The organism is Clostridium sp. K04, assembly GCF_019734375.1.
Classification (GTDB): domain Bacteria; phylum Bacillota; class Clostridia; order Clostridiales; family Clostridiaceae; genus Clostridium; species Clostridium saudiense.
Map to the genome: position 1 here is coordinate 26,109 of NZ_JAASHD010000006.1, position 21,154 is coordinate 47,262.

General features: G+C 27.8%; 19 protein-coding genes. 18 read left to right on the forward strand and 1 reads right to left on the reverse strand.

The window, feature by feature from the left end; genetic code table 11:
• Nucleotides 1–31 precede the first annotated feature (31 nt).
• The 5 genes from HCG70_RS04025 (at nt 32) to HCG70_RS04045 (ending at nt 4,577) form a co-directional block, all read left to right on the forward strand.
• Entirely contained in the window at nt 32–709 is a 678-nt protein-coding gene (locus HCG70_RS04025; protein WP_042394622.1) for an NAD(P)/FAD-dependent oxidoreductase, read from the forward strand.
• A gap of 253 nt (nt 710–962) precedes the next feature.
• Nucleotides 963–2,402: a DEAD/DEAH box helicase gene (locus tag HCG70_RS04030; protein ID WP_042394619.1), complete on the forward strand. Its 1,440-nt coding sequence runs from the start codon at nt 963–965 to the stop codon at nt 2,400–2,402.
• Nucleotides 2,403–2,618: 216 nt separating this feature from the next.
• Nucleotides 2,619–3,008, forward strand: coding sequence for a GH36 C-terminal domain-containing protein (locus HCG70_RS04035; RefSeq protein WP_042394616.1), 390 nt, complete (start codon nt 2,619–2,621; stop codon nt 3,006–3,008).
• A 122-nt stretch (nt 3,009–3,130) separates the two neighbouring features.
• Nucleotides 3,131–3,817 carry a YjjG family noncanonical pyrimidine nucleotidase gene (locus HCG70_RS04040; protein ID WP_055274781.1) on the forward strand — a complete coding sequence of 229 codons (687 nt, stop codon included), beginning with the start codon at nt 3,131–3,133 and terminating at the stop codon, nt 3,815–3,817.
• Between the two features lie 22 nt (nt 3,818–3,839).
• Nucleotides 3,840–4,577 carry a GNAT family N-acetyltransferase gene (locus HCG70_RS04045; protein WP_221697500.1) on the forward strand — a complete coding sequence of 246 codons (738 nt, stop codon included), beginning with the start codon at nt 3,840–3,842 and terminating at the stop codon, nt 4,575–4,577.
• Nucleotides 4,578–4,678: 101 nt separating this feature from the next.
• Here HCG70_RS04045 and HCG70_RS04050 read toward each other — a convergent pair whose 3' ends face one another.
• The gene (locus tag HCG70_RS04050; RefSeq protein ID WP_221697501.1) at nt 4,679–5,350 is read right to left on the reverse strand and encodes a helix-turn-helix transcriptional regulator; all 672 of its coding nucleotides are present in this window, start codon (nt 5,348–5,350) and stop codon (nt 4,679–4,681) included.
• A gap of 129 nt (nt 5,351–5,479) precedes the next feature.
• Between HCG70_RS04050 and HCG70_RS04055 the strand changes: the two genes are divergently transcribed.
• From HCG70_RS04055 to HCG70_RS04115, 13 genes are all read left to right on the forward strand, one after another.
• A complete protein-coding gene (locus HCG70_RS04055; RefSeq protein WP_221697502.1) occupies nt 5,480–7,204 on the forward strand; it encodes a glycoside hydrolase family 13 protein in 1,725 nt (574 codons plus the stop codon).
• A gap of 196 nt (nt 7,205–7,400) precedes the next feature.
• A complete protein-coding gene (locus HCG70_RS04060) occupies nt 7,401–8,621 on the forward strand; it encodes an ROK family transcriptional regulator (protein ID WP_055274785.1) in 1,221 nt (406 codons plus the stop codon).
• A 72-nt stretch (nt 8,622–8,693) separates the two neighbouring features.
• Nucleotides 8,694–10,217 carry a UDP-glucose--hexose-1-phosphate uridylyltransferase gene (gene galT / locus HCG70_RS04065; protein WP_154820370.1) on the forward strand — a complete coding sequence of 508 codons (1,524 nt, stop codon included), beginning with the start codon at nt 8,694–8,696 and terminating at the stop codon, nt 10,215–10,217.
• Between the two features lie 62 nt (nt 10,218–10,279).
• Entirely contained in the window at nt 10,280–11,446 is a 1,167-nt protein-coding gene (locus tag HCG70_RS04070) for a galactokinase (RefSeq protein ID WP_221697503.1), read from the forward strand.
• Nucleotides 11,447–11,696: 250 nt separating this feature from the next.
• Entirely contained in the window at nt 11,697–12,554 is an 858-nt protein-coding gene (locus tag HCG70_RS04075) for an S-adenosyl-l-methionine hydroxide adenosyltransferase family protein (protein ID WP_195951495.1), read from the forward strand.
• Nucleotides 12,555–12,596: 42 nt separating this feature from the next.
• Nucleotides 12,597–13,148 carry an ECF-type riboflavin transporter substrate-binding protein gene (locus tag HCG70_RS04080; protein WP_195951496.1) on the forward strand — a complete coding sequence of 184 codons (552 nt, stop codon included), beginning with the start codon at nt 12,597–12,599 and terminating at the stop codon, nt 13,146–13,148.
• 256 nt (nt 13,149–13,404) lie between these two features.
• Entirely contained in the window at nt 13,405–15,111 is a 1,707-nt protein-coding gene (locus tag HCG70_RS04085) for an ABC transporter ATP-binding protein (RefSeq protein ID WP_042394592.1), read from the forward strand.
• Complete coding sequence (locus HCG70_RS04090) at nt 15,108–15,935, forward strand: energy-coupling factor transporter transmembrane protein EcfT (protein ID WP_042394590.1); 828 nt, start codon at nt 15,108–15,110, stop codon at nt 15,933–15,935. The genes HCG70_RS04085 and HCG70_RS04090 overlap by 4 nt, the downstream gene beginning before the upstream one ends.
• A gap of 217 nt (nt 15,936–16,152) precedes the next feature.
• Nucleotides 16,153–17,076: a polysaccharide deacetylase family protein gene (locus tag HCG70_RS04095; RefSeq protein ID WP_055274789.1), complete on the forward strand. Its 924-nt coding sequence runs from the start codon at nt 16,153–16,155 to the stop codon at nt 17,074–17,076.
• A 97-nt stretch (nt 17,077–17,173) separates the two neighbouring features.
• Nucleotides 17,174–17,875 (forward strand): response regulator transcription factor, encoded by a 702-nt coding sequence (locus HCG70_RS04100; protein ID WP_042394583.1) that lies wholly within the window; start codon nt 17,174–17,176, stop codon nt 17,873–17,875.
• Nucleotides 17,856–19,262: a HAMP domain-containing sensor histidine kinase gene (locus HCG70_RS04105; protein ID WP_221697504.1), complete on the forward strand. Its 1,407-nt coding sequence runs from the start codon at nt 17,856–17,858 to the stop codon at nt 19,260–19,262. Before HCG70_RS04100 ends, HCG70_RS04105 begins: the two co-directional genes overlap by 20 nt.
• Nucleotides 19,259–20,728 carry a hypothetical protein gene (locus HCG70_RS04110; protein ID WP_042394577.1) on the forward strand — a complete coding sequence of 490 codons (1,470 nt, stop codon included), beginning with the start codon at nt 19,259–19,261 and terminating at the stop codon, nt 20,726–20,728. Before HCG70_RS04105 ends, HCG70_RS04110 begins: the two co-directional genes overlap by 4 nt.
• 189 nt (nt 20,729–20,917) lie before the next feature.
• On the forward strand, nt 20,918–21,076 hold the full coding sequence (locus HCG70_RS04115; RefSeq protein WP_042394571.1) for a zinc-ribbon domain-containing protein: 159 nt from the start codon (nt 20,918–20,920) through the stop codon (nt 21,074–21,076).
• Nucleotides 21,077–21,154: the final 78 nt, after the last annotated feature.

The following is a 21,154-nucleotide window of genomic DNA, read 5'->3' on the forward strand; positions in this document are numbered from 1 at the left end:
TACTTTTATAAGATTGAAAGGAGATTTATCTATGAAAGATTTATTAGATAAAGGAGCTGTAGTACAAAGGGATATGGAAACATATGCAATAGCGCCACATTTAACAGGAGGCTTAATTACTCCAAAGCAATTAAGAGATATAGCTGATGTTGCAGAAAGATATAATGCTTCTGCTGTAAAAGTTACTGGAGCTCAAAGAATTGCTATAGTTGGAATAAAGGAAGAAGATATAGATAAGGCATGGGCTGATTTAGGAATGAAACCTGGAGCTGCTATAGGGTTATGCGTTAGAAGCGTAAAGATATGCCCAGGAACTACTTTCTGTAAGAGAGGATTACAAGATTCAGTTGCAATAGGATCTAAATTAGATGGTGCATTTCATGGAAGAAATCTTCCTAATAAGTTAAAAATAGGTGTAAGTGGATGTCCAAATAGTTGTGCTGATAGCCATACAAGAGATATTGGTTTAATTGGAGGACCTAAAGGATGGATTCTTTACCTTGGAGGAAGAGGTGGAGTTATTCCTAGATTAGGTGATAGAATAGCTATGAATATTCCAGATGAAAAAATCTTTGATGTAGTTGAAAAAGTAATAGATATTTATGCTGAACATGGTCAAGGAAGAGAAAGATTAGGAAATTATATAGATAGAATTGGCTTAGAAGAATTTAAAAAGCAATTAAATATTGAAGAGTTTTTAAATGCATAATTTAAGATAATAGAGGCAAATATTAAAGTATGATTAACATAATCAGCTTTAATATTTGCTTTTTTATTATTTAAACTAGTTATATAAAAAAAATTTAAATAATATTTAAAAGTAGTACAAAATATACAGTGTTTAAGAGAAATTCTTTTATTATAAAAAGGTATTTCGAGAGTTAAAGTTATTTACTTAACATAAATATAGGGTATACTAATTAAATGAAATAATAAATTTTTATAAAGATGAGGGAAGCAGATTGAATAATACATTTAGTAAATATAATTTATGCAATGAAATAATGAAAGCATTAGATGGTATAGGATATAAAAATCCATCAGATGTACAGGATAAAGTAATTCCAGAAGTGCTTAAGGGAAATGATATCATAGTTAAATCTCAAACAGGGAGCGGAAAGACAGCTGCATTTGCAATACCTTTAAGTGAAAAGGTAGTTTGGGAAGAAAATAAACCACAAGCTTTAATATTAACTCCAACAAGAGAACTTGCAATTCAAGTAAAAGAAGAAATTAAAAATATAGGAAGATTTAAAAGATTAAAAGCTGTTGCTGTATTTGGAAAACAACCTTTTTCAGAACAAGCTAGAGAATTAAAGCAAAAATCACACTTTGTTGTTGGAACTCCAGGAAGAGTATTTGATCATATTGATAGAGGAACATTAGATACTTCAGAGATTAAATATTTAGTAATTGATGAAGCAGATGAAATGTTAAACATGGGATTTATAGATCAAGTAAGAGATATTATTAATACCTTAAACAAAAATAGACAAACAATGCTGTTTTCAGCAACTATTCCCGAGGAAATAATATCATTATGTAATATGTATATGAAGAATCCTATTAATATTGAAATAAAATCACAAAAGCTAATAACTGATAATATTAAACATGAACTATATAGATTTGAAGAGTTTTATAAATTGGATAACTTAAGTAAGCTTTTGATAAGTGAAGCTCCTGAAACTGCAGTTATTTTCTGTAAAACTAAAGAGAATGTTGATAAGGTTTTTGAAAATTTAAATAAGAAGGGTTATTCAGTTAATAAAATTCATGGCGGTATGCTTCAAAAAGATAGACTTGATGTTATGGATAAATTTAAAAGAGGGAATTTTAGAGTTTTAGTAGCTACGGATGTTGCTGCAAGAGGAATTGATGTTGAAGGAATTACTCATGTTATAAACTATGATTTGCCTGTTGAAAAAGAAGCTTATGTACATAGAATAGGAAGAACAGGAAGAGCTGGAGCTAGTGGGAAAGCTATATCTTTTGTTAATCAATATGAAGATGGATTACTTGATATGATTCAAGAATACATAGGTTTTAAAATTCCAGTAAGTAGTGAACTTCCAGAAGTAAATTCTGAAAAAAGAAATGAGTCTATTAAGTTATTAAAGTCTAAGCCAAAAATGAAAAGAGAAAAAGATAAAGTAATTAATAAGAATATTACTAAAATATATTTCAATGGTGGTAAAAAGAAAAAATTAAGACCAGGAGATTTTGTAGGTGCTATTTCAAGAATAGAAGGAATTACTGCCGAAGATATAGGAATAATAGATGTTCAAGATACTGTATCTTATGTTGATATTTTAAATGGAAAAGGAAACAAGGTTATAGAAGCACTTAAAAATTCAACAATAAAAGGTAAAAAGCTTAAGGTAGAAAAGGCAAGAAAGTAATAAAGTATTAAGGGTTGTATCAAAATTGATACAACCTTTTTGTTAAAAGTAGATATAATTAATATAAAAAATGAACATTTATTAAGAAAATTAAACAATTTTTATTTAAACTATTGATATTAAGGTAAAAATAGTATATTCTATTGGTAACGTTAACATTAAAAATTATCATATTTAATATATAGTTTAAAAATTATACAAGGGGGCAGATTAGTTATGGGAATAGCTGTTATAGAAAATAACAATAGATTTAATATAGTATGTAATAATATTAAAGATAGATCTTCAAAAAGTGAAATATGTAATAGTAAGGATGGAAAAAGATTTTATAAAATAAAAGGTTTTTCTAAGGATAAGGCTGTAGAATGTATAGAAATAATATCAAAAGATAGATTAGAAGTTGTTCTTACTTTTAAAGGAGTATCGTTAGAGGATACTAAAATGTTAAAGAGAATAAAGTTAAAAGGTTTAAAAGAGGATGCAATTTATAAGAACATAAGAACGAGGGAAGTATTTTCAGGTGGGGCATTAATGAATTTAGGAGTAAATATTAATACACTATGTGGAGATATTGAAGGTAGTGTTATTTATTTAAAGGCAATATAAAATATAATGAAGTGAAAATTTTTATAGGAAGCTTAAATTGGCTTCCTTTTTTGTTTTACAAAATATAATGTATAATTACTTTATAAGAGCAAATTAGAAATAGAATTTAGGAGTAAATTATTATGAACTACAAAGTAATATTATTTGATGCAGATGAAACTTTATTTGATTTTAAAAAAACAGAAAGAGAAGCTTTTAAAAATACTATGATGGAATTTGGATTTGATTATGATGAAAGTTATCATTTTAGTATATATAAAGAAATAAATACTGCTATTTGGAAAGAACTTGAGGAAGGCATAATTACTCAAGAAAAATTAAAAATAGAAAGGTTTAAAAGATTAAATGATAAGTTGAATGCGGGTTTTGATGAGGAAGAATTTTCAAAAGCTTACATGATTAATTTAGGTAATGGATCCTTTTTACTAGATGGAGCAATTGAACTTATAGAAGATTTAAGTAGTAAGTATATTCTTTCTATTGTAACTAATGGTCTTACCATTGTACAAGAAAGAAGAGTTAAAAATTCGGTTATCGCAAAATACTTTAAAGATATAGTAATTTCAGAGGAGGTGGGAATTTCAAAGCCAAATCCTGAAATTTTTGAATATGCTTTAAGTAATATTGAAGGTGTAAATAAAAATGAGATTCTTATGATTGGAGATAGCTTGAGCTCTGATATAAGAGGTGGTATTAATTATGGTATTGATACTTGTTGGTTTAATATACACAAGGAAAAAAATAATAGTGGTTTAAGCCCTACTTATGAAGTGTCTAGCTATAAAGAATTAGCAGATTTATTATCATAAATAAATTGGAGGAAATAAAACCGTGAAGCAAGAAATATTGAAGAAGGTTAAGGAGCAGTTGGCCAAGGATTATAATTGTTCAGTTGAGGATTTTGATAATAGAAATAATTTAATAACAAATATTAAGTTAAATGAAGGTGATAGAAGGTATACTGATGATAAAGAAATATTAAAAATACTTGTTTTTAATGGAAAGGCAATTTTATCTGCTGATGAATGTATTAAAGAATGGTGCAACGAAAAGTTTTCAAATGGAAATGGTGATTGGCTATTTTTATATTCCAATTTAAGAATCATAGATAAAAAGTTAAATGAATTTGGCTATGAAATAGAAAATACCCATCATTATTATTTGCCATATGGTATAGATGATGATATAGTAAATGATTTAAAATGGTATAATCAAGATGAAATAAAGCAGTTTAAGGATGATAATAGATTTGATGAAGCATTTGCATTTGATAATAATTTTCCAGATGTACTTGCTGTAGCTAAGATTGATGAGCGTGGAAATATATTGGGAATGGCTGGAGCTAGTAAAGATAGTGATGTAATGTGGCAAATTGGAATTAATGTTTTAGAAGGCGCTGAAGAGAAAGGTGTTGCTAAGACTGTAGTTAAAGCATTAAAAAATGAAATACTACGTAGAGGAAAGGTTCCTTTTTATGGTACAGTAGAATCACATATAATATCACAAAAGGTTGCATTGGCTTCAGGATTTTATCCAGCTTTTGCAGAAGTGAAGATAAGAAAAATATAATAGTTGTTAATAAAGAAAAAATAAATAGATTATCTCTAGAAATTAATATAACTTTCCTTAAGATACTCTATTTATTTTTTCGCCTTACCATGATGCAACCATTAAATATAGTGTGTATTTCTGAATTCTGATGGAGTAACGCCTTCAAAAGATTTAAATGTTCTAGAAAAATGGCTTTGATCATAAAAGCCAAGAGATATAGCAATATCAAGCATACTTTTATTAGTTGTAAGTAATAAAACCTTAGCTCTATCTATTTTAATTTTTTTAGAATATTTCATTAAAGAAATTCCCATATGCTTTTTAAAACAAGTAGAAGCATATTCAGGAGTTATTCCTAAATGTTCAGATATTTTATCGAGAGACATAAAACTTTCAATATTCATATGCAAATGTTGAAGAAGCTTGTTTACTATAAAGTTGTCCTTCACTTCAACATCACTAATTAAAAATTCAAGATATGCTTCAGCCATTTCAAGTTCAAGTTCTTGTAAGGATTTTAAATCATTTAAAGTAGGTATTTTTTCATAATACTTATTGTATAAAGTATGTAAGTATTTCTTTGAAATACCATGTCTTATAATTTCCTTAGAAAATATAGCATTCCAAATATATAAATCTATTTTTTTATCCTCAATGTTTAAATCATCTTCTAATTCACCAATATGCTTTTGTTGAATTTTATAAAGTATAGCAGGCCTGTCACTAGTATCGATAAAAGATGAAAATTCATTACTAAATATATTTAAATCTGAAATAAAGCTTTCATACATAAAAAAATCCCCCATCTTAAAATAAAATATATTAAATATATAACTATTATATTATAAATATACAAATTAGCTCAACTTAAAAATTTATAATTATGTATATAGATATTATAAAATAGATGAGGTGGTTATATGAATAAGCATGCAGTTTTTCATGTTTTAGATACTCCTTATGCTTATGGTAAGGATAAAGATACATTAGTAGTTAGAGTAAGGGTAGCAAGAAACGATGTTAATGAATGTTATATCTATTATAAGGATAGGTATGATTGGGAAAATCCATATTTAAAAAAGAAAATGATAGTTGTTGCTGAAACTGAGTTGTTTACGTATTATCAGGCAGAAATTTCAGTGTTTAGAAATAGATATAGATATTATTTTGAGTTTATAGATAATAATAATCAAAGGTTTGAATATAATGAACGAGGATTTGTTAATCGAGAGTTTAAATATAATGATATGAATTCATTCCAATTTCCATATATAGCAGAAGAGGATTTATATTATGAAGAAAAGTGGCTTCAAGAGTCAGTGGTATATCAAATTTTCCCAGATAGATTTTGCAATGGTGATAGCAATATAAATGTTGAAGGAACACTTCCATGGGGAAAGGGTAAGGTTCATAAAAGAAGTATGTATGGGGGTGATTTGAGAGGGATAATAGATAAATTGCCATATTTAAAAGATTTGGGGATAAATTTAATTTACTTAACGCCTATTTTTAAATCAACAACTAATCATAAATATAATACAAAAGATTACTTTGATATAGATCCTCAATTTGGTACTTTAAGTGAAGCAAGAGAATTGATTGAAAAGGCACATAGTAATGGAATAAGGATAGTATTTGATGCTGTTTTTAACCATTCAGGATCAGATTTTTTCGCATTTGAAGATGTGATTAAAAATCAAAAAGAATCAAAATATAAGGATTGGTATTTTATTGATTCATGGCCAGTTAGTAAGTCAAAGAATAAGTATTATACATTTGCAAACGGTTGTGATAATATGCCGAAATTAAATACAAATAATGAAGAGGTTAAAGAGTATTTACTTAAGGTTGGAGAGTATTGGATTAAAGAAATTGGAATAGATGGTTGGAGACTTGATGTTTGTGATGAAGTTGGGCATGAATTTTGGAGAGCTTTTAGGAAGGTAGTTAAGAAAGCTAATAAAAATGCTGTTATTATTGGTGAAATAATGCACGAAGCAAATTCTTTCTTAAAAGGGGACCAATTAGATGGAATTATGAACTATCCATTTAAAAATGCAATTATAGATTTCTTTGGTAAAAACATTATTACAGCAAGAGAGTTTTTAGATATAATGGCTGAAAATAGGGTTTTATATATGGATAGTATAACTAAGCAAATGTGGAATTTGGTTGGAAGTCATGATACTAAAAGAATTTATGATGAATGTGAAGGTAATATAGATAGAATTAAATTAGCAATTGCATATCAATTTTTATATTTAGGTGTTCCATATATTTATTATGGAGATGAAGTTGGTTTAGATGGAGGAGATGACCCTCAAAACAGAAAATGTATGATTTGGGATGAAGAAAAGCAAAATAAAGAGTTGCTTAATTTCTACAAAAAAATGATTAAAATTAGAGCTTCAAATAAGGCGCTTGTTCATGGTGATTTTGAAGAAGTGTATTGTGATGAAAACTTATTAGCGTTTAAAAGGGTACTAAATGATGAAAAGTTAATAGTTATATTTAACAATAGTGATGAAGATGCTATTATAGAATTAAATTTAAAATGTAGTGCTAAAGAGCTAATTACAGGTAATATCCAAGAATTAAAGAAAATAAATTTAGATAAAAGATCATTTAAAGTTTTTAAATACTAAAAGTAAATTAATGACATTAATAAGCTTCGGTGTAGAATTGATAAAATTAATTTTACATCGAAGTAATTTAATCATAATTATATTGACAAACTGTAAAAATATGATAATATAAAATTAAGAAAACAATTTCATGAGTCCTAAAAGGGGAAAAATTTTTTAAGGACTTTATTAAAATAATTAATAAAGAAGTGATGTAATGAATAAGGTAGTAAGAGGTAGCTTTGAACTTATGAAGCAATTAAATGTTTCAGCGGTACTTAAGGTTATTAGAGATAATGGAAGTTTATCACGTGCTGATGTTGCAAAGATAACAGGATTAACGCCGGCAAGTGTGACTAATATTACTAAAATGCTTATAGAAGATGAATATTTAGTTGAATGTAAAGTAGGACAGTCAAGTGGAGGAAGGCCACCAATAATGTTAGAATTAAATCCAAATGCCAGATATGTAATAGGAATAAGTATTGGCGTAGGGATGATAGATGTTGTCATAACAAATCTTTCGGCAGAAATTATATTAAAAAAATCTATTGAAATTAATGAAGAAAGATATGATTATGATTTTGTTTTTAAAGAGTTAGTTAAATTAATTAATGAAGTTATAGAATGTAGTAAAATTGAAAAAGAAAAAATATTAGGGGCAGGGGTAGCGTTACATGGAATAGTAAATGCTAGAACAGGAATGTCTATATACTCACCTTACTATGGCTGGAAGGAAATAAATATTAAAGAAGCATTAGAAAATGAATTAAACTTAGGTGTTTATGTTGATAATGATGTTAGAGCAATGGCTTTAGGAGAAAGTTGGTTTGGAATTACTAAGGATATATCAAATTTTGTAACATTGAATATTTCAAATGGTATAGGTGCTGGAATTATTATAAATAATAAACCTTATTATGGGGTTGATTTTAGTGCAGGAGAAATAGGTCATATAGTTGTTGAAGGTGATGGAGATAAATGTAATTGTGGCAATTATGGATGCCTTGAGACAGTTGCATCTAATAATAATATTACTAAAAAAGCTATTAAACTTATTAAGCAAGGTACAAATAGTGTTTTAAAAGAGTTAAAGGCTGATATTAATCAATTAACAATAGAAGATATTTCTGAAGCAGCTAAGTTAGAAGATGAGTTAGCAATATCTATAATAAAGGAAGCAGCAAGATATATAGGAATAGCAATTACAAATTTAATAAATATATTAAATCCTACATCAATAGTAGTTGTTGGTGAAATATTTGAAAATACATTCTATGCAATTGAGACATTAAATGAAATTGTCAAGAATAGAGGAATGAAGCTTTCAAGTGAAAATGTAAGGATAATTAAAAGTATGTTAGGAAGAGATGCAGCAGTAGTTGGTGCTACAACATTAGTAATACAAGAAATATTTAATGGGATGAGTATTAATTAAATATGAGATAGACAAATAACCAAAGTTTGTTAAATCAATTAAAAAATAAAAATAAAAGTGGATGGTGAGATTATGAATAAAATTGGGTATGAAATTGAGAGGCTTTTAAAATTTGCATTGAGTAAGGAAATGATTTCCGAGTGGGACATAATTGCAACAAGAAATGCATTAATTGATTTATTGAAAGTTGAGGAGCCATTTGAAGGTGAAGTAGAAGAAGTAATTGAAGAGACACCTGTTAAGATATTAAATAATATTTTAGATTATGCAGTTGAGGCTGGATTAATAGAAGAAAATACAACAACACATAGAGATTTATTTGATGCTAAGATTATGGGCTTATTAATGCCAAGAGAAAGTGAAGTTGTTAAGAGTTTTTATGATAAGTATGAAAATGAATCTAAGGAAAAAGCAACAGATTGGTTTTATGATTTAAGCAAAGCATCAAATTATATTATGACAGAAAGAATAGCTAAAAATCTTTGGTGGCCTGCAAAAACAGAATATGGTGAGTTAGAAATAACGGTTAATTTATCTAAACCAGAAAAAGATCCTAAAGAAATTGCAAAAGCTAAGCTAATGAAACAATCAACATATCCAAAATGTCTTCTTTGTAAAGAAAATGTAGGGTATGCAGGTAGATTAAATCATCCAGCAAGACAAAATCATAGAATTATACCTATGATTTTAGATAATAGAGAGTGGTTTATGCAATACTCACCATATGTTTACTATAATGAGCATTGTATTGTATTTAGTGGTGAACATGAGCCAATGAAATTAACAAGAGGTTCAATTGAAAGGCTTGTTGAATTTACAGAAGTTTTACCACATTATTTTATAGGTTCAAATGCGGATTTACCAATAGTAGGTGGTTCAATATTAACACATGATCATTACCAAGGTGGAAGACATGAATTCCCAATGGAAAAGGCTAAAGTAGAAAAATACTATGAAAGTAGTAAATATAGAAATCTTGAAATTGGAAGTGTTAAATGGCCAATGTCTGTAGTTAGAATTAAGGGAAATAATAAGAATGAAGTTATAGATGCAGCAATGGATATATTTGAAGCATGGAAAATGTATTCTGATGAAGAAAATGATATATTAGCATTTTCAGGAGATATACCTCATAATACAGTAACACCAATAGCAAGAAGAAAAGGTGATGCTTTTGAGTTAGATATAGTATTAAGAAATAATAGAACTTCTGCAGAACATCCAGATGGAATATTCCATCCACATAAGGAGCTTCATCATATAAAGAAAGAAAATATAGGATTAATTGAAGTTATGGGATTAGCTGTTTTACCAGGACGATTAGAGAAGGAATTAGATATTATAGCTAATATACTATGTGGTGAATTAGATTATAACAGAGAAGAAGCAGAAAGAAATAATGAAATTAATAAGCATATTCCATGGATAGAAAAAATGTTAAGAGAAAATTCATCATTAAATTATATTGAGGCAAAGGAATTGCTTAAAAAGGAAGTTGGATTTATATTCTCAAAAGTACTTGAAGATGCTGGTGTATTTAAGAGAAATAAAAAAGGACAGGCTGGACTAGATAAATTCTTAAACCAAGTACTTTAGATAGTGATAAGTTTGTTATTTAATTTTATAAATAGATTGTTATAAGAGAGGTTGAATAGAGAATGAATAGAGAAGAAATGTTACAGTTATTTAAAAATGAATATGGTGTAGATGATAGAGAGATAAAAACTTTCTTATCGCCAGGAAGAGTTAATTTAATTGGAGAACATATAGATTATAATGGTGGATTTGTATTTCCAGGAGCACTTACTGTTGGTATTTATGCTGCATTAGCATTAAGAGATGATAGTAAAATAAGAATGAGATCAAAAAATGTTGCTGGTGAAGTTATTATAGATTTAGATAATGAATTAGTATATAAGAAGGAAGATGATTGGGGTAATTACCCGAAGGGAGTTATCAAAGAACTTAAGGATTTAGGGCATAAGGTACCAGGAATGGATATTGTGCTATTTAGTAATATTCCAGATGGTGCTGGACTTTCATCTTCAGCTGCGCTTGAAGTTTTAATGGCATATATTATTCTTTATTTAGAAAATCCAGAAAAAATTGATAGAGTTGAAGTAGCTAAGCTTTGTCAAAAGGTAGAGAATGAATTTGTAGGTGTTAATTGTGGAATAATGGATCAATTTGCAGTAGCTGTAGGAAAGAAGGATCATGCAATATTATTAGATTGCGCTTCTCTTTATTATGAATATGCTCCATTAAATTTAGGTGAATATAGTTTAGTAATAATGAGTACTAACAAGAGGAGAGAACTTGCAGATTCAAAGTACAATGAAAGAAGAGCCGAATGTGAAAAGGCGCTTGCTATTATAAATAGTAATAAAGAAAGAAAATTAGAAAATCTATGCCAAGCAACTTTAGATGATATAGAAAAATTCATCACTGATGAAACTATAAAAAGAAGAGCCGTACATGTTGTTAGTGAAAATGAAAGAGTTAAAATGAGTATGGAAATGCTTAAGAATAATGATATCTTAGGCTTTGGAGAACTTTTAACAGCTTCACATATGTCTCTTGAAAAAGATTATGAAGTTACAGGGATTCATCTTGATACTTTAGTTCATGAAGCTTTAAAGATTGAAGGCTGTATTGGCTCTAGAATGACAGGTGCTGGATTTGGAGGATGTGCAATAGCTTTGGTTGATAATGCTAAAGTAATTGAATTCAAAGAAAAAGTATCTGTAGCATATGAAGAGGTTACAAAAATTAAACCATCATTCTATACAAGTAATATAGGTGAAGGAACTCATGTGCTTAATTAGCAAAACATATAAAATTATTGGAAACCTAAAAAGGTTTCCTTTTTTCTTGTAAAGAATAGTATTCAATTACAAATAGATAAATTTATTGACTACTAACTAATAAAAAAGTATAATTAGAAAGTATTGTCTGGAAAAAGAAAAAGATTAATGTTCGTTAAAATGCGAATAAAAAATAAGTTGACTAAAATATGATTCGTGTTTATGCTAAAGGTATAATAAAATTCGACATAATTTTCAGGAGGCTTATATTATGAAAAATGCTTTAGTATTTCAATCAGATTTTGGTATAGCGGATGGAGCTGTTAGTGCTATGTATGGAGTTGCATACTCTGTAGATAAAACATTACAATTATTTGATTTAACTCATGAAATACCACAATACAATATCTGGGAGGCGTCATATAGACTAATACAAACTGTAGTTTATTGGCCAGAAGGAAGTGTATTTGTTTCTGTAGTAGATCCAGGAGTAGGTTCTAATAGAAAAAGTATTGGGGTTAAGACTGCAAAAGGGCAATACATAATAACACCGGACAATGGAACATTAACTCATATTAAACGTATGTGTGGAATTGTAGAAGCAAGAGAAATAGATGAAACTATAAATAGATTACCTAATTCAGGAGCATCATATACATTCCATGGAAGAGATATATATGCTTATACAGGTGCTAGACTTGCTGCTGGAGTTATAGATTTTGAACAAGTTGGACCAGAAATTCCAGTTGAAGATATAGTTGAATTACCAGTAGTTGAATCAACAAAGAATAATGATATGGTAACTGGAATAATTGATGTTTTAGATGTTAGATTCGGAAGTCTTTGGACAAACATCGGAAGAGAGTTATTTACTAGTTTAGGTATCAAGTATGGCGATAGAGTAGAAGTTGCAATAAAGAATGATACAAGAGAAGTTTACAGAAATATAATGGTATATGCAAAATCATTTGCAGACGTTCATGTTGGGGAGACTTTAGTATATGTTAATTCATTAGATAACTTAGCAGTTGCTATAAATCAAGGTTCTTTCTCAAAAGCATATAACATACAAACAGGAACTAATTGGATAATTTCTATTAGAAAGGCTCCAAGAGTAGTTTATGAATAAAATTTAAAGTATCATATAGTATATTGAGAAGGAGGAAATAATATGGGTAACAAATTATCAATTAAAACAATTGTGGCAATTGGTATTGGTGCTGCAGTATTTATGATATTAGGTCGTTTTGGGTCTATTCCATCTGGAATACCAAATACTAATATTGAAACATGCTATGCATTTTTAGCATTAATGGCAGTTTTATATGGACCAATTGCAGGGGTTGCTATTGGGTTCATAGGACATGCATTAAAAGACTTAGTTTTCTATGGTCCACCATGGTTTAGCTGGGTTATTGCTTCAGCTTCAATAGGACTTATAATTGGGTTAGCATGTAAAAGATTAAAGGTTAATGAAGGTGAATTTGGTAAAAAACAAATGATATTATTTAATATTTACCAAGTTGTGGCTAATGCAATAGCATGGCTTTTAATTGCACCAACATTAGATATACTTATATATGCTGAACCAGCTAAGAAAGTTTATTTACAAGGTGCTGTAGCAGGGGCTTCAAATGCGATTACAGTTGGAATATTAGGTACTATATTATTATATACTTATTCTAAGACTAGAGTTAAAAAGGGAAGCTTAGATAGAGAATAATATCTATTAAAATACCGGAGACTTTATGTCTCTGGTATTTTTAGTTAATTTAAAAAAGAATTTGTTTCATAATATACATATGATTAAAAATATAGTATTATCTTTAATGTAGATTATTACTTAGACTTTGCTATAAAAAATTTAAGCACTAAAAGCGAATAAAGTAATAGTAAGTAGTTTATTAAAATAAGATAATAAAAAAATTAAATAATAATTAATAAATTGTAATTTACATAAAAAACGAGGGAGATTTGCTATGAAAAAACCTGTAATTGAGTTCGTGGATTTTTCTTTTCAATACAGAGCTCAAGCAAAGCCAACATTAAATAACATAAATTTAACTATATATGAAGGAGAAAAGGTGCTTATAGTAGGGCCGTCAGGATCAGGTAAAAGTACTCTTTCGAATTGTATAAATGGGATTGTACCATTTTCTAATGAAGGTAAAATTTCTGGAAGTTTAAAAGTTAAAGGCAAAGAAACTAAGGAAATGAGTATATTTGAGTTGTCAAATTCAGTAGGAACTGTACTTCAAGACCCTGATGGACAGTTTATAGGATTGACAGTTGGAGAAGATATAGCTTTTAAGTTAGAGAATGATTGTGTATCTCAAGAAGAAATGAAAGAAAAAGTTAAAATTGTTTCTGAAATTGTTGGAATAGACACTCATTTAAATGCTGCACCATATAGTTTGTCAGGTGGACAAAAACAACGTGTTACATTAGCTGGAGTTATGGTTGGAGATGTTGATATACTTTTATTTGATGAGCCACTTGCAAGCTTAGATCCTGCAACAGGAAAAAGTGCAATTGAGTTAATAGATCAAATTCAAAAGGAAACTAAAAAGACTATATTAATAATAGAACATAGATTAGAAGATGTATTACATTGTGCTGTGGATAGAGTAATTGTTGTTAATAATGGTGAAATAGCTGCGGATATAACTCCAGCAGAATTATTAAGTTCAAATATTTTATCTGAAACTGGAATACGTGAACCATTATATATTACAGCTTTAAAATATGCAGGATGTACAATTACTCCAGAAATGAAACCAGAACATATTGATACTTTAAATATAGATTTATGCAGAGAAAAATTAAAAACTTGGTATGAAGAAACTTCTGAAGAGGAAAAGCAAACAACAGGTGAAGCTATCCTTGAAATGAAGGATGTAAAGTTCTCGTATGAAAGTGGAAAAGAAATATTACATGGTGTTTCATTTAAGGTTAATAAAGGTGAAATGGTTAGTATCGTAGGAAGAAATGGAGCAGGTAAATCAACTATTTCTAAATTAATATGTGGTTTTTATAAGCCAACAGAAGGTCAAATATTATTTGATGGTAGAGATTTAATAAATGATACTATTAAAGAACGTGCAGAAAAAATAGGTATTGTAATGCAAAATCCAAATCAAATGATATCTAAAACTATGATTTTTGATGAAGTAGCTTTAGGACTTAAGGTTAGAGGAGTTCCTGAAGAAGAAATTAAAAATAGAGTATTTGAGACGCTAAAGATTTGTGGATTATACGAATTCCGTAATTGGCCAATATCAGCTTTAAGCTTTGGACAAAAGAAACGTGTTACAATAGCATCAATATTAGTATTAAATCCGGAAGTTATTATTTTAGATGAGCCTACAGCAGGTCAGGACTTTAAACATTACACTGAAATTATGGAATTCTTAAAAGAATTAAATAAAAAAGGTGTAACTATAGTAATGATAACTCATGATATGCATCTAATGCTTGAATATACTAACAGAGCAATAGTACTATCAAATGGATTAAAATTAGCTGAGGATATTGCAGCTAATGTTCTTACAGATGAAGAAGTAATCAATAAAGCAAATTTAAAGGAAACATCTTTATATGAATTAGCTGTAAAGGCTAAACTAGAAAATCCAAGAATGTTTGTTAAGAAGTTTATTGATTACGATAGGAGGATTAGAAGAATATGAGTACGATGATTGGATATTCAGATATAGATTCACCGATTCATAGACTAACAGGGGCATCAAAACTAATTGCCTTAATTATTTGGGCAGTAGCTTCAATGGTTACATACGATACACGTGTACTTTTAGGAATGTTTGTTATAAGTATAATTGTATTTAAAATTTCAAAAGTAGAATTCAAACAAATTTCATTTGTTTTATATTTCATATTAATATTTTTATTACTAAATAATTTAGCTATTTTTATATTCTCGCCATATGAAGGGGTTGCGATATATGGAAGTAGAACTGATTTATTTAAGATTGCAGGACCATATACAGTAACTGCACAACAACTATTTTATCAATTTAACATAACATTAAAGTATTTTTCTATAATACCAATGGCCTTATTATTTATGGTAGCAACTAATCCAAGTGAGTTTGCATCATCATTAAATAAAATAGGTGTAAGCTATAAAATAGCATATTCGGTTTCTATAGCATTAAGATATATACCAGATGTTCAACGTGATTATCAAGATATATCATTTGCACAACAAGCTAGGGGAATAGATATGTCTAAGAAAGAAAAAATAGGTAAAAGAATTAAAAATTCAGCATCTATATTAATGCCATTAATATTCTCAAGTTTAGAGAGAATAGAAACTATAAGTTCAGCTATGGAATTAAGAGCATTTGGTAGTAATAAGAAGCGTACTTGGTATAATGGTAGACCGTTTAAAAAAGGAGATTATATAACAATAATATTAGTTAGTATAATATTAGTAATAGCTATTATTGCAACAGTAATTAATGGCGGACGTTTTTATAATCCATTTATTTAAAGAATAATAAGTTAGCACTATTGAAAAAATAATAGTGCTAACTTATTCTATTATATAGGGAATATTAATGAGGAAAAATGCAAAAAAATATATAGGTATTTAAAAATAAATGCTAAATGTGATGTTTTTGTAACTATTTTGTAATTTAATTGTGTGTATATATAGTTATAATAAAGGTATAAATGATAGTAGAAAAAACTAGGGGGCAGTTTGAGTAATGAGAAATTCAAAGAGAATTACCAATAAAGATAGTAGTAAGAATCAGAAAATACTTATTGGAGTTTTAGCAATTACAGTAGTAATTTTAATTGGGGTAATTGCTTTGAATATTAATAAGGATGAAGCCAAGCAAGTAAGTGCGAAGCAAGGCACAGAATTAGAAATGGAAGAAAATGATGGAAGAGATTCAAATTCATCAGAAGAAAGATTAACATATACAAGTTATGAAAATGATATAAACGCAGATAATGCTAGAGAAATTGAAAATATGTTAAATAAGTGGAATTATCTAAGAACAGATGGAAAGAAAATTGCATATTTAACATTTGATGATGGTCCTTCAATTGAAACAACTCCAAAAATATTAGAAACTCTAAGAAATAATGAGATTAAGGCCACATTTTTTGTGTTAGGTAGTAATGTTGAAAAGAGTGATACTCAAAAAGAGTTATTAAAGGAGATGGTAAAAGAAGGTCATGCTATTGGAAATCATGGATATTGTCATAATTATAGTATTTTATATCCAGGAAGAGTTGCTGATACTACAGCATTTATAAATGATATGGAAAAATCAGAGAATGTAATGAAATCAGTTTTAGGAGATGATTTTAGTACTAAAGTGATTAGATTCCCAGGAGGGCATATGTCATGGAAGACAGGAAATCTTGATCCGGTTCTAGAACAACATGGATATACTTATATAGATTGGAATGTTTTAAATGGAGATGCTGAAGGAAATGGTAAAACTGTTGAGCAATTAATTAATAGATTAAAAGAAACAATAACCAATTTATGTGGAAATGATGATGTTTTAGTTGTTTTAATGCATGATACTGATGCAAAACCTACTACGGCAGAATCATTACAACAAAGTATAGACTATTTAAAGTCTTTAGGATATGAATTTAGAACTTTAAAATAAAAATGCTGGATAAATACAAATTTTATCCAGTATTTTATTTGCATAAAATTCAAATTATAAATAACAGATTATAATAATGTATATTTGTGAGGAAATAATGAAAAAGATATTAATAGTTGAAGATGAAGAAAGTATAAGAGGATTTTTAAAAATAAATTTGAAGAGAAATGGATATGAGGTTATTGAGGTAGATAATGGAGAGGATGGTATAAAAATAGCTATTAATGAAAAACCTGCAATAGTAATACTTGATGTAATGTTGCCAGGAATAGATGGCTTTAATGTATGTAAAAGAATTAGAGAAGAAGAAAAGAATATAGGGATTATTATGCTTACAGCAAAGAGTCAAGACATTGATAAAATAACAGGATTAGAATATGGAGCAGATGATTATATTGTAAAGCCATTTAATCCTATGGAGCTTTTATTAAGAATAAAGGCAATATTAAGAAGAATTGGTGATGAAGAAGAAAAAAGAACTATAGAGCAAGGAAGATTTAAAATAGATACTTATGCAAAAAAAGTATTTAAATCAGATAAAGAAATTGATTTAACACCTAAAGAATATTCTATAATAAAATTATTTTTAGAAAATCCAGAGAAGGCATTTTCTAGGGATGAATTAATGGATTTAATTTGGGGAGAAAATTATATTGCGGATCCTAAAATTGTTGATGTTAATATAAGAAGATTAAGAAGTAAAATAGAATCATCTTCATCAAAACAAGGATACATAGAAACTATATGGGGATTTGGATATAGATGGAGGGGCGAAGAGGTTGAAGAGCATAAGAAGTAAACTATTAAAAAACTTTTTAATAGTAATAGTATCTACAGTATTAGTCTTTGATGTATTAACGATTTTATGTCTTAAGGCATATTATTATAAAAATACCCAGAACACATTAATTAATCAATTAGAATCAGCTATAAACTTTTATCAAAAATATTTTTCTAATAATAAATTAATGGAAAACATTTATGATAATGTAGATATTTTTTGGAATACAAAAGAAGAGCAAATTGAAATTTTAGATTCAGATGGGAATTTATTAATGGATTCTTACGGAATTAGAGATAATCAACTTTTAAGTACCCCAGATATAGCAAAGGCCAAAAGTGGAAATGTAGGAATATGGAGTGGGCATATTGATTGGTATAATGAAAAGGTAATGATTATTTCCAAGGGAATTAATTCAAAAATTGATGCAGATGAAATGATAGGGATAGTAAGAATTATATTTCCACTAACTGAAGTAAATAGAATATTAGATTCATTTAGCATTTTAATATTATTTGTTTCTGTTGTAGTTATAGTATTAGGAGTAATAATGAGCTTAATAATAGCTAGAGATATAGTTAAACCTATAAAAAAAATAACAAAAGTAGCTAAAGAAATGGCTGATGGAAATTTGGATATAAGAAGTAATATTACAGATAATATTGAAATTTCGCAATTGTCGAAAACATTGAACTATATGGGAAGCGAATTAGAGAAGAGAGAAAAGTTGAAAAATGAATTTATTTCATCTATTTCACATGAATTAAGAACGCCATTAACATCTATTAAGGGATGGGCTATAACATTAAAGTATGATTATAGTGATGTTGATACACTTGAATTAGGATTAGATATTATAGAAAAAGAAAGTGATAGATTAACAGATATGGTTGAAGAATTATTAGATTTTTCTAAGTTAATCAATGGAGTTATTACATTAAATAAGAGTAATTGTGATATAAAAGAATTTATGATTTTTATAGAAAATAACTGGAAGCCAAGGGCTATAAAAGAAAGAAGAAAATTCACTGTGTTAATCCAACCTAATATAGGATATGGTTATTTTGATGAGAATAGGTTAAAACAAGTGTTAAATAATATTATTGATAATGCATTTAAATTTACTGATAAAAATGGTGTAATAATTATAAAAGCAAGTAGAGTAAATAATACCTTCCAATTAGATATAGAGGATAATGGAATAGGTATAAGCAAAGAAGACTTACCAAGAATTAAGGATAAATTCTACAAAGGGAAAAATAGTAAATCTAAAAATGGAATAGGATTATCAATTGCAGATGAGATAATTATGCTTCATGGAGGGAAATTTAAAATAAATAGTAAGGAAAATGAAGGAACAACAATACAAATAGAAATTCCCTTAAGTGAGGGGGATAATCTATGATGAAAGTAAAAAGATATATAATAATATTAATTACAATATTTATATCAATGTTCATAAGTTGTAAAAGCGTAAATAAAAAGCTAGAAAAAATGAACAGTTTTAAATTTATAGGTGTTTGGAAGATAAATTCTGTAGAAGTATTTGATGAAGATGAAGCTGACTATACTGATAATATGTTAAATAAAGAAATAAAAATAGGAAGTAATGAAATAAAAATATTAGATAATAATAAAAAGCAAGTAAGGTATAAGTTAAAAGCTGTTAAAAGTGACTATATGCTATCATACGAAAAGAATGTATCTATAAGTAAATATATGAATGGGAAAGAATTTATAGATTTGATTTCAGTAATAGATAATAATCAAGTGGTAGGAGAGTTCTTTTTAAATTCAGATACAGAAATGACATTTATATATCATGGATATTTATTAAATTTAACTAAGATTAGTGAAAATGTGAGCTTCAGAAGTGATGAAGAAGAGAAAGATATAAATAGTGAAATTAAGTATGATGATTTTGATACATTAGAAGGAGTTATGTTAGGGTTAAAGACTCCTAGAGAAGAATTAGATGATATGAGTTATACTGAAGAAAGTTATAGAACACTTTGGATATCACACCATAATTATAGATTAGGATATGTATATGCAAAAGAAAATATAATATTTCCAAGGTTAAGTGGAATTTGGAGCTTGAGAGTAAAGGAAAATAGTAAAGATGGATTTGTTATTGATGAATTTAAGGTAGGAGTATATGGGGAAGTAAGTAGTGAAAAAAATGAAATAAGTAATAATTTTGTTACAAATATATATAAAAGTATACTTTTTGTTGGGAATGATTATATAGCTATTCAAAAGTATGTAGGAGATAATTTTCAAGGAAATTATCCAATATATGAAATAATTCCAGTAAGCAATATTAATATAGATAGTGGATTACAAGTTAATGAAATATTTAATGAAAAAGAAAAGGAAAAATATCTTAATGAATTAAAAAATAAAATAGATAGTTTGTCAGATGAGGAAAAAGAAAGATTGAATGTTGGGACTTATGATGAAAGTAATGTTGCTATTAAAAGAGAACTTGGAAAGTGGAGATTTATAGGAAAGATTTTGCCTAAAAATATGAATGAAGATGGAGAAGAATTTAATATAGGAATATTGCCAGAGAAGAGATTTATTAATTATAATACTATGTATATTTCTTGGAAAGATTTAAAGAGTGAGTTAGGGTTATTTAAGGATGCATTTATATCTCCGTTAGGTAAAATAGCATTAATTCAGTTTGATAAATATATATCTATATATAAAATAGAAAACGGAATGTTAATTACTGAACCTATAGAAATGATTCCAATTGATGAAAATGAAGAAGTAATAATGGCGGAATGGTGTGATGGTAGTTATGTGGAACAATGGGAAAAGGTATTTCTTGATGGAGATGTAATTTTAGATGATAATTATTAATTAGTAATTATGTAAAATGTTTAATATACACTTACAAAAGTATTGTAAAAAAAAAAATATATGGTATAATTAAGGAGAAGTCAATTTTGACAATAACAAGATTTAAAGTAGATTAATAAAATTTCTCCTTATTTTTTAAGAGTAATATTATTAACCATGATAAATCTTAAGAAAATGGAGGAATTTATAATGGCAGATAAGACTATTGTATGCAGAGATTGCGGAAAAGAATTTTTATTCACAGAAGGTGAACAAGCATTTTACAAAGAAAAAGGATTCGATAACGAACCAGTAAGATGCGTTGAATGCAGAAGAGCAAGAAAAGCACAACAAAACAATAGAAAGTAATTGAATTTTCAAGACTGTAAGAATTAATCTTACAGTCTTTTTTTATAAAAAGATAAATATAGTATAAAATATATTTAG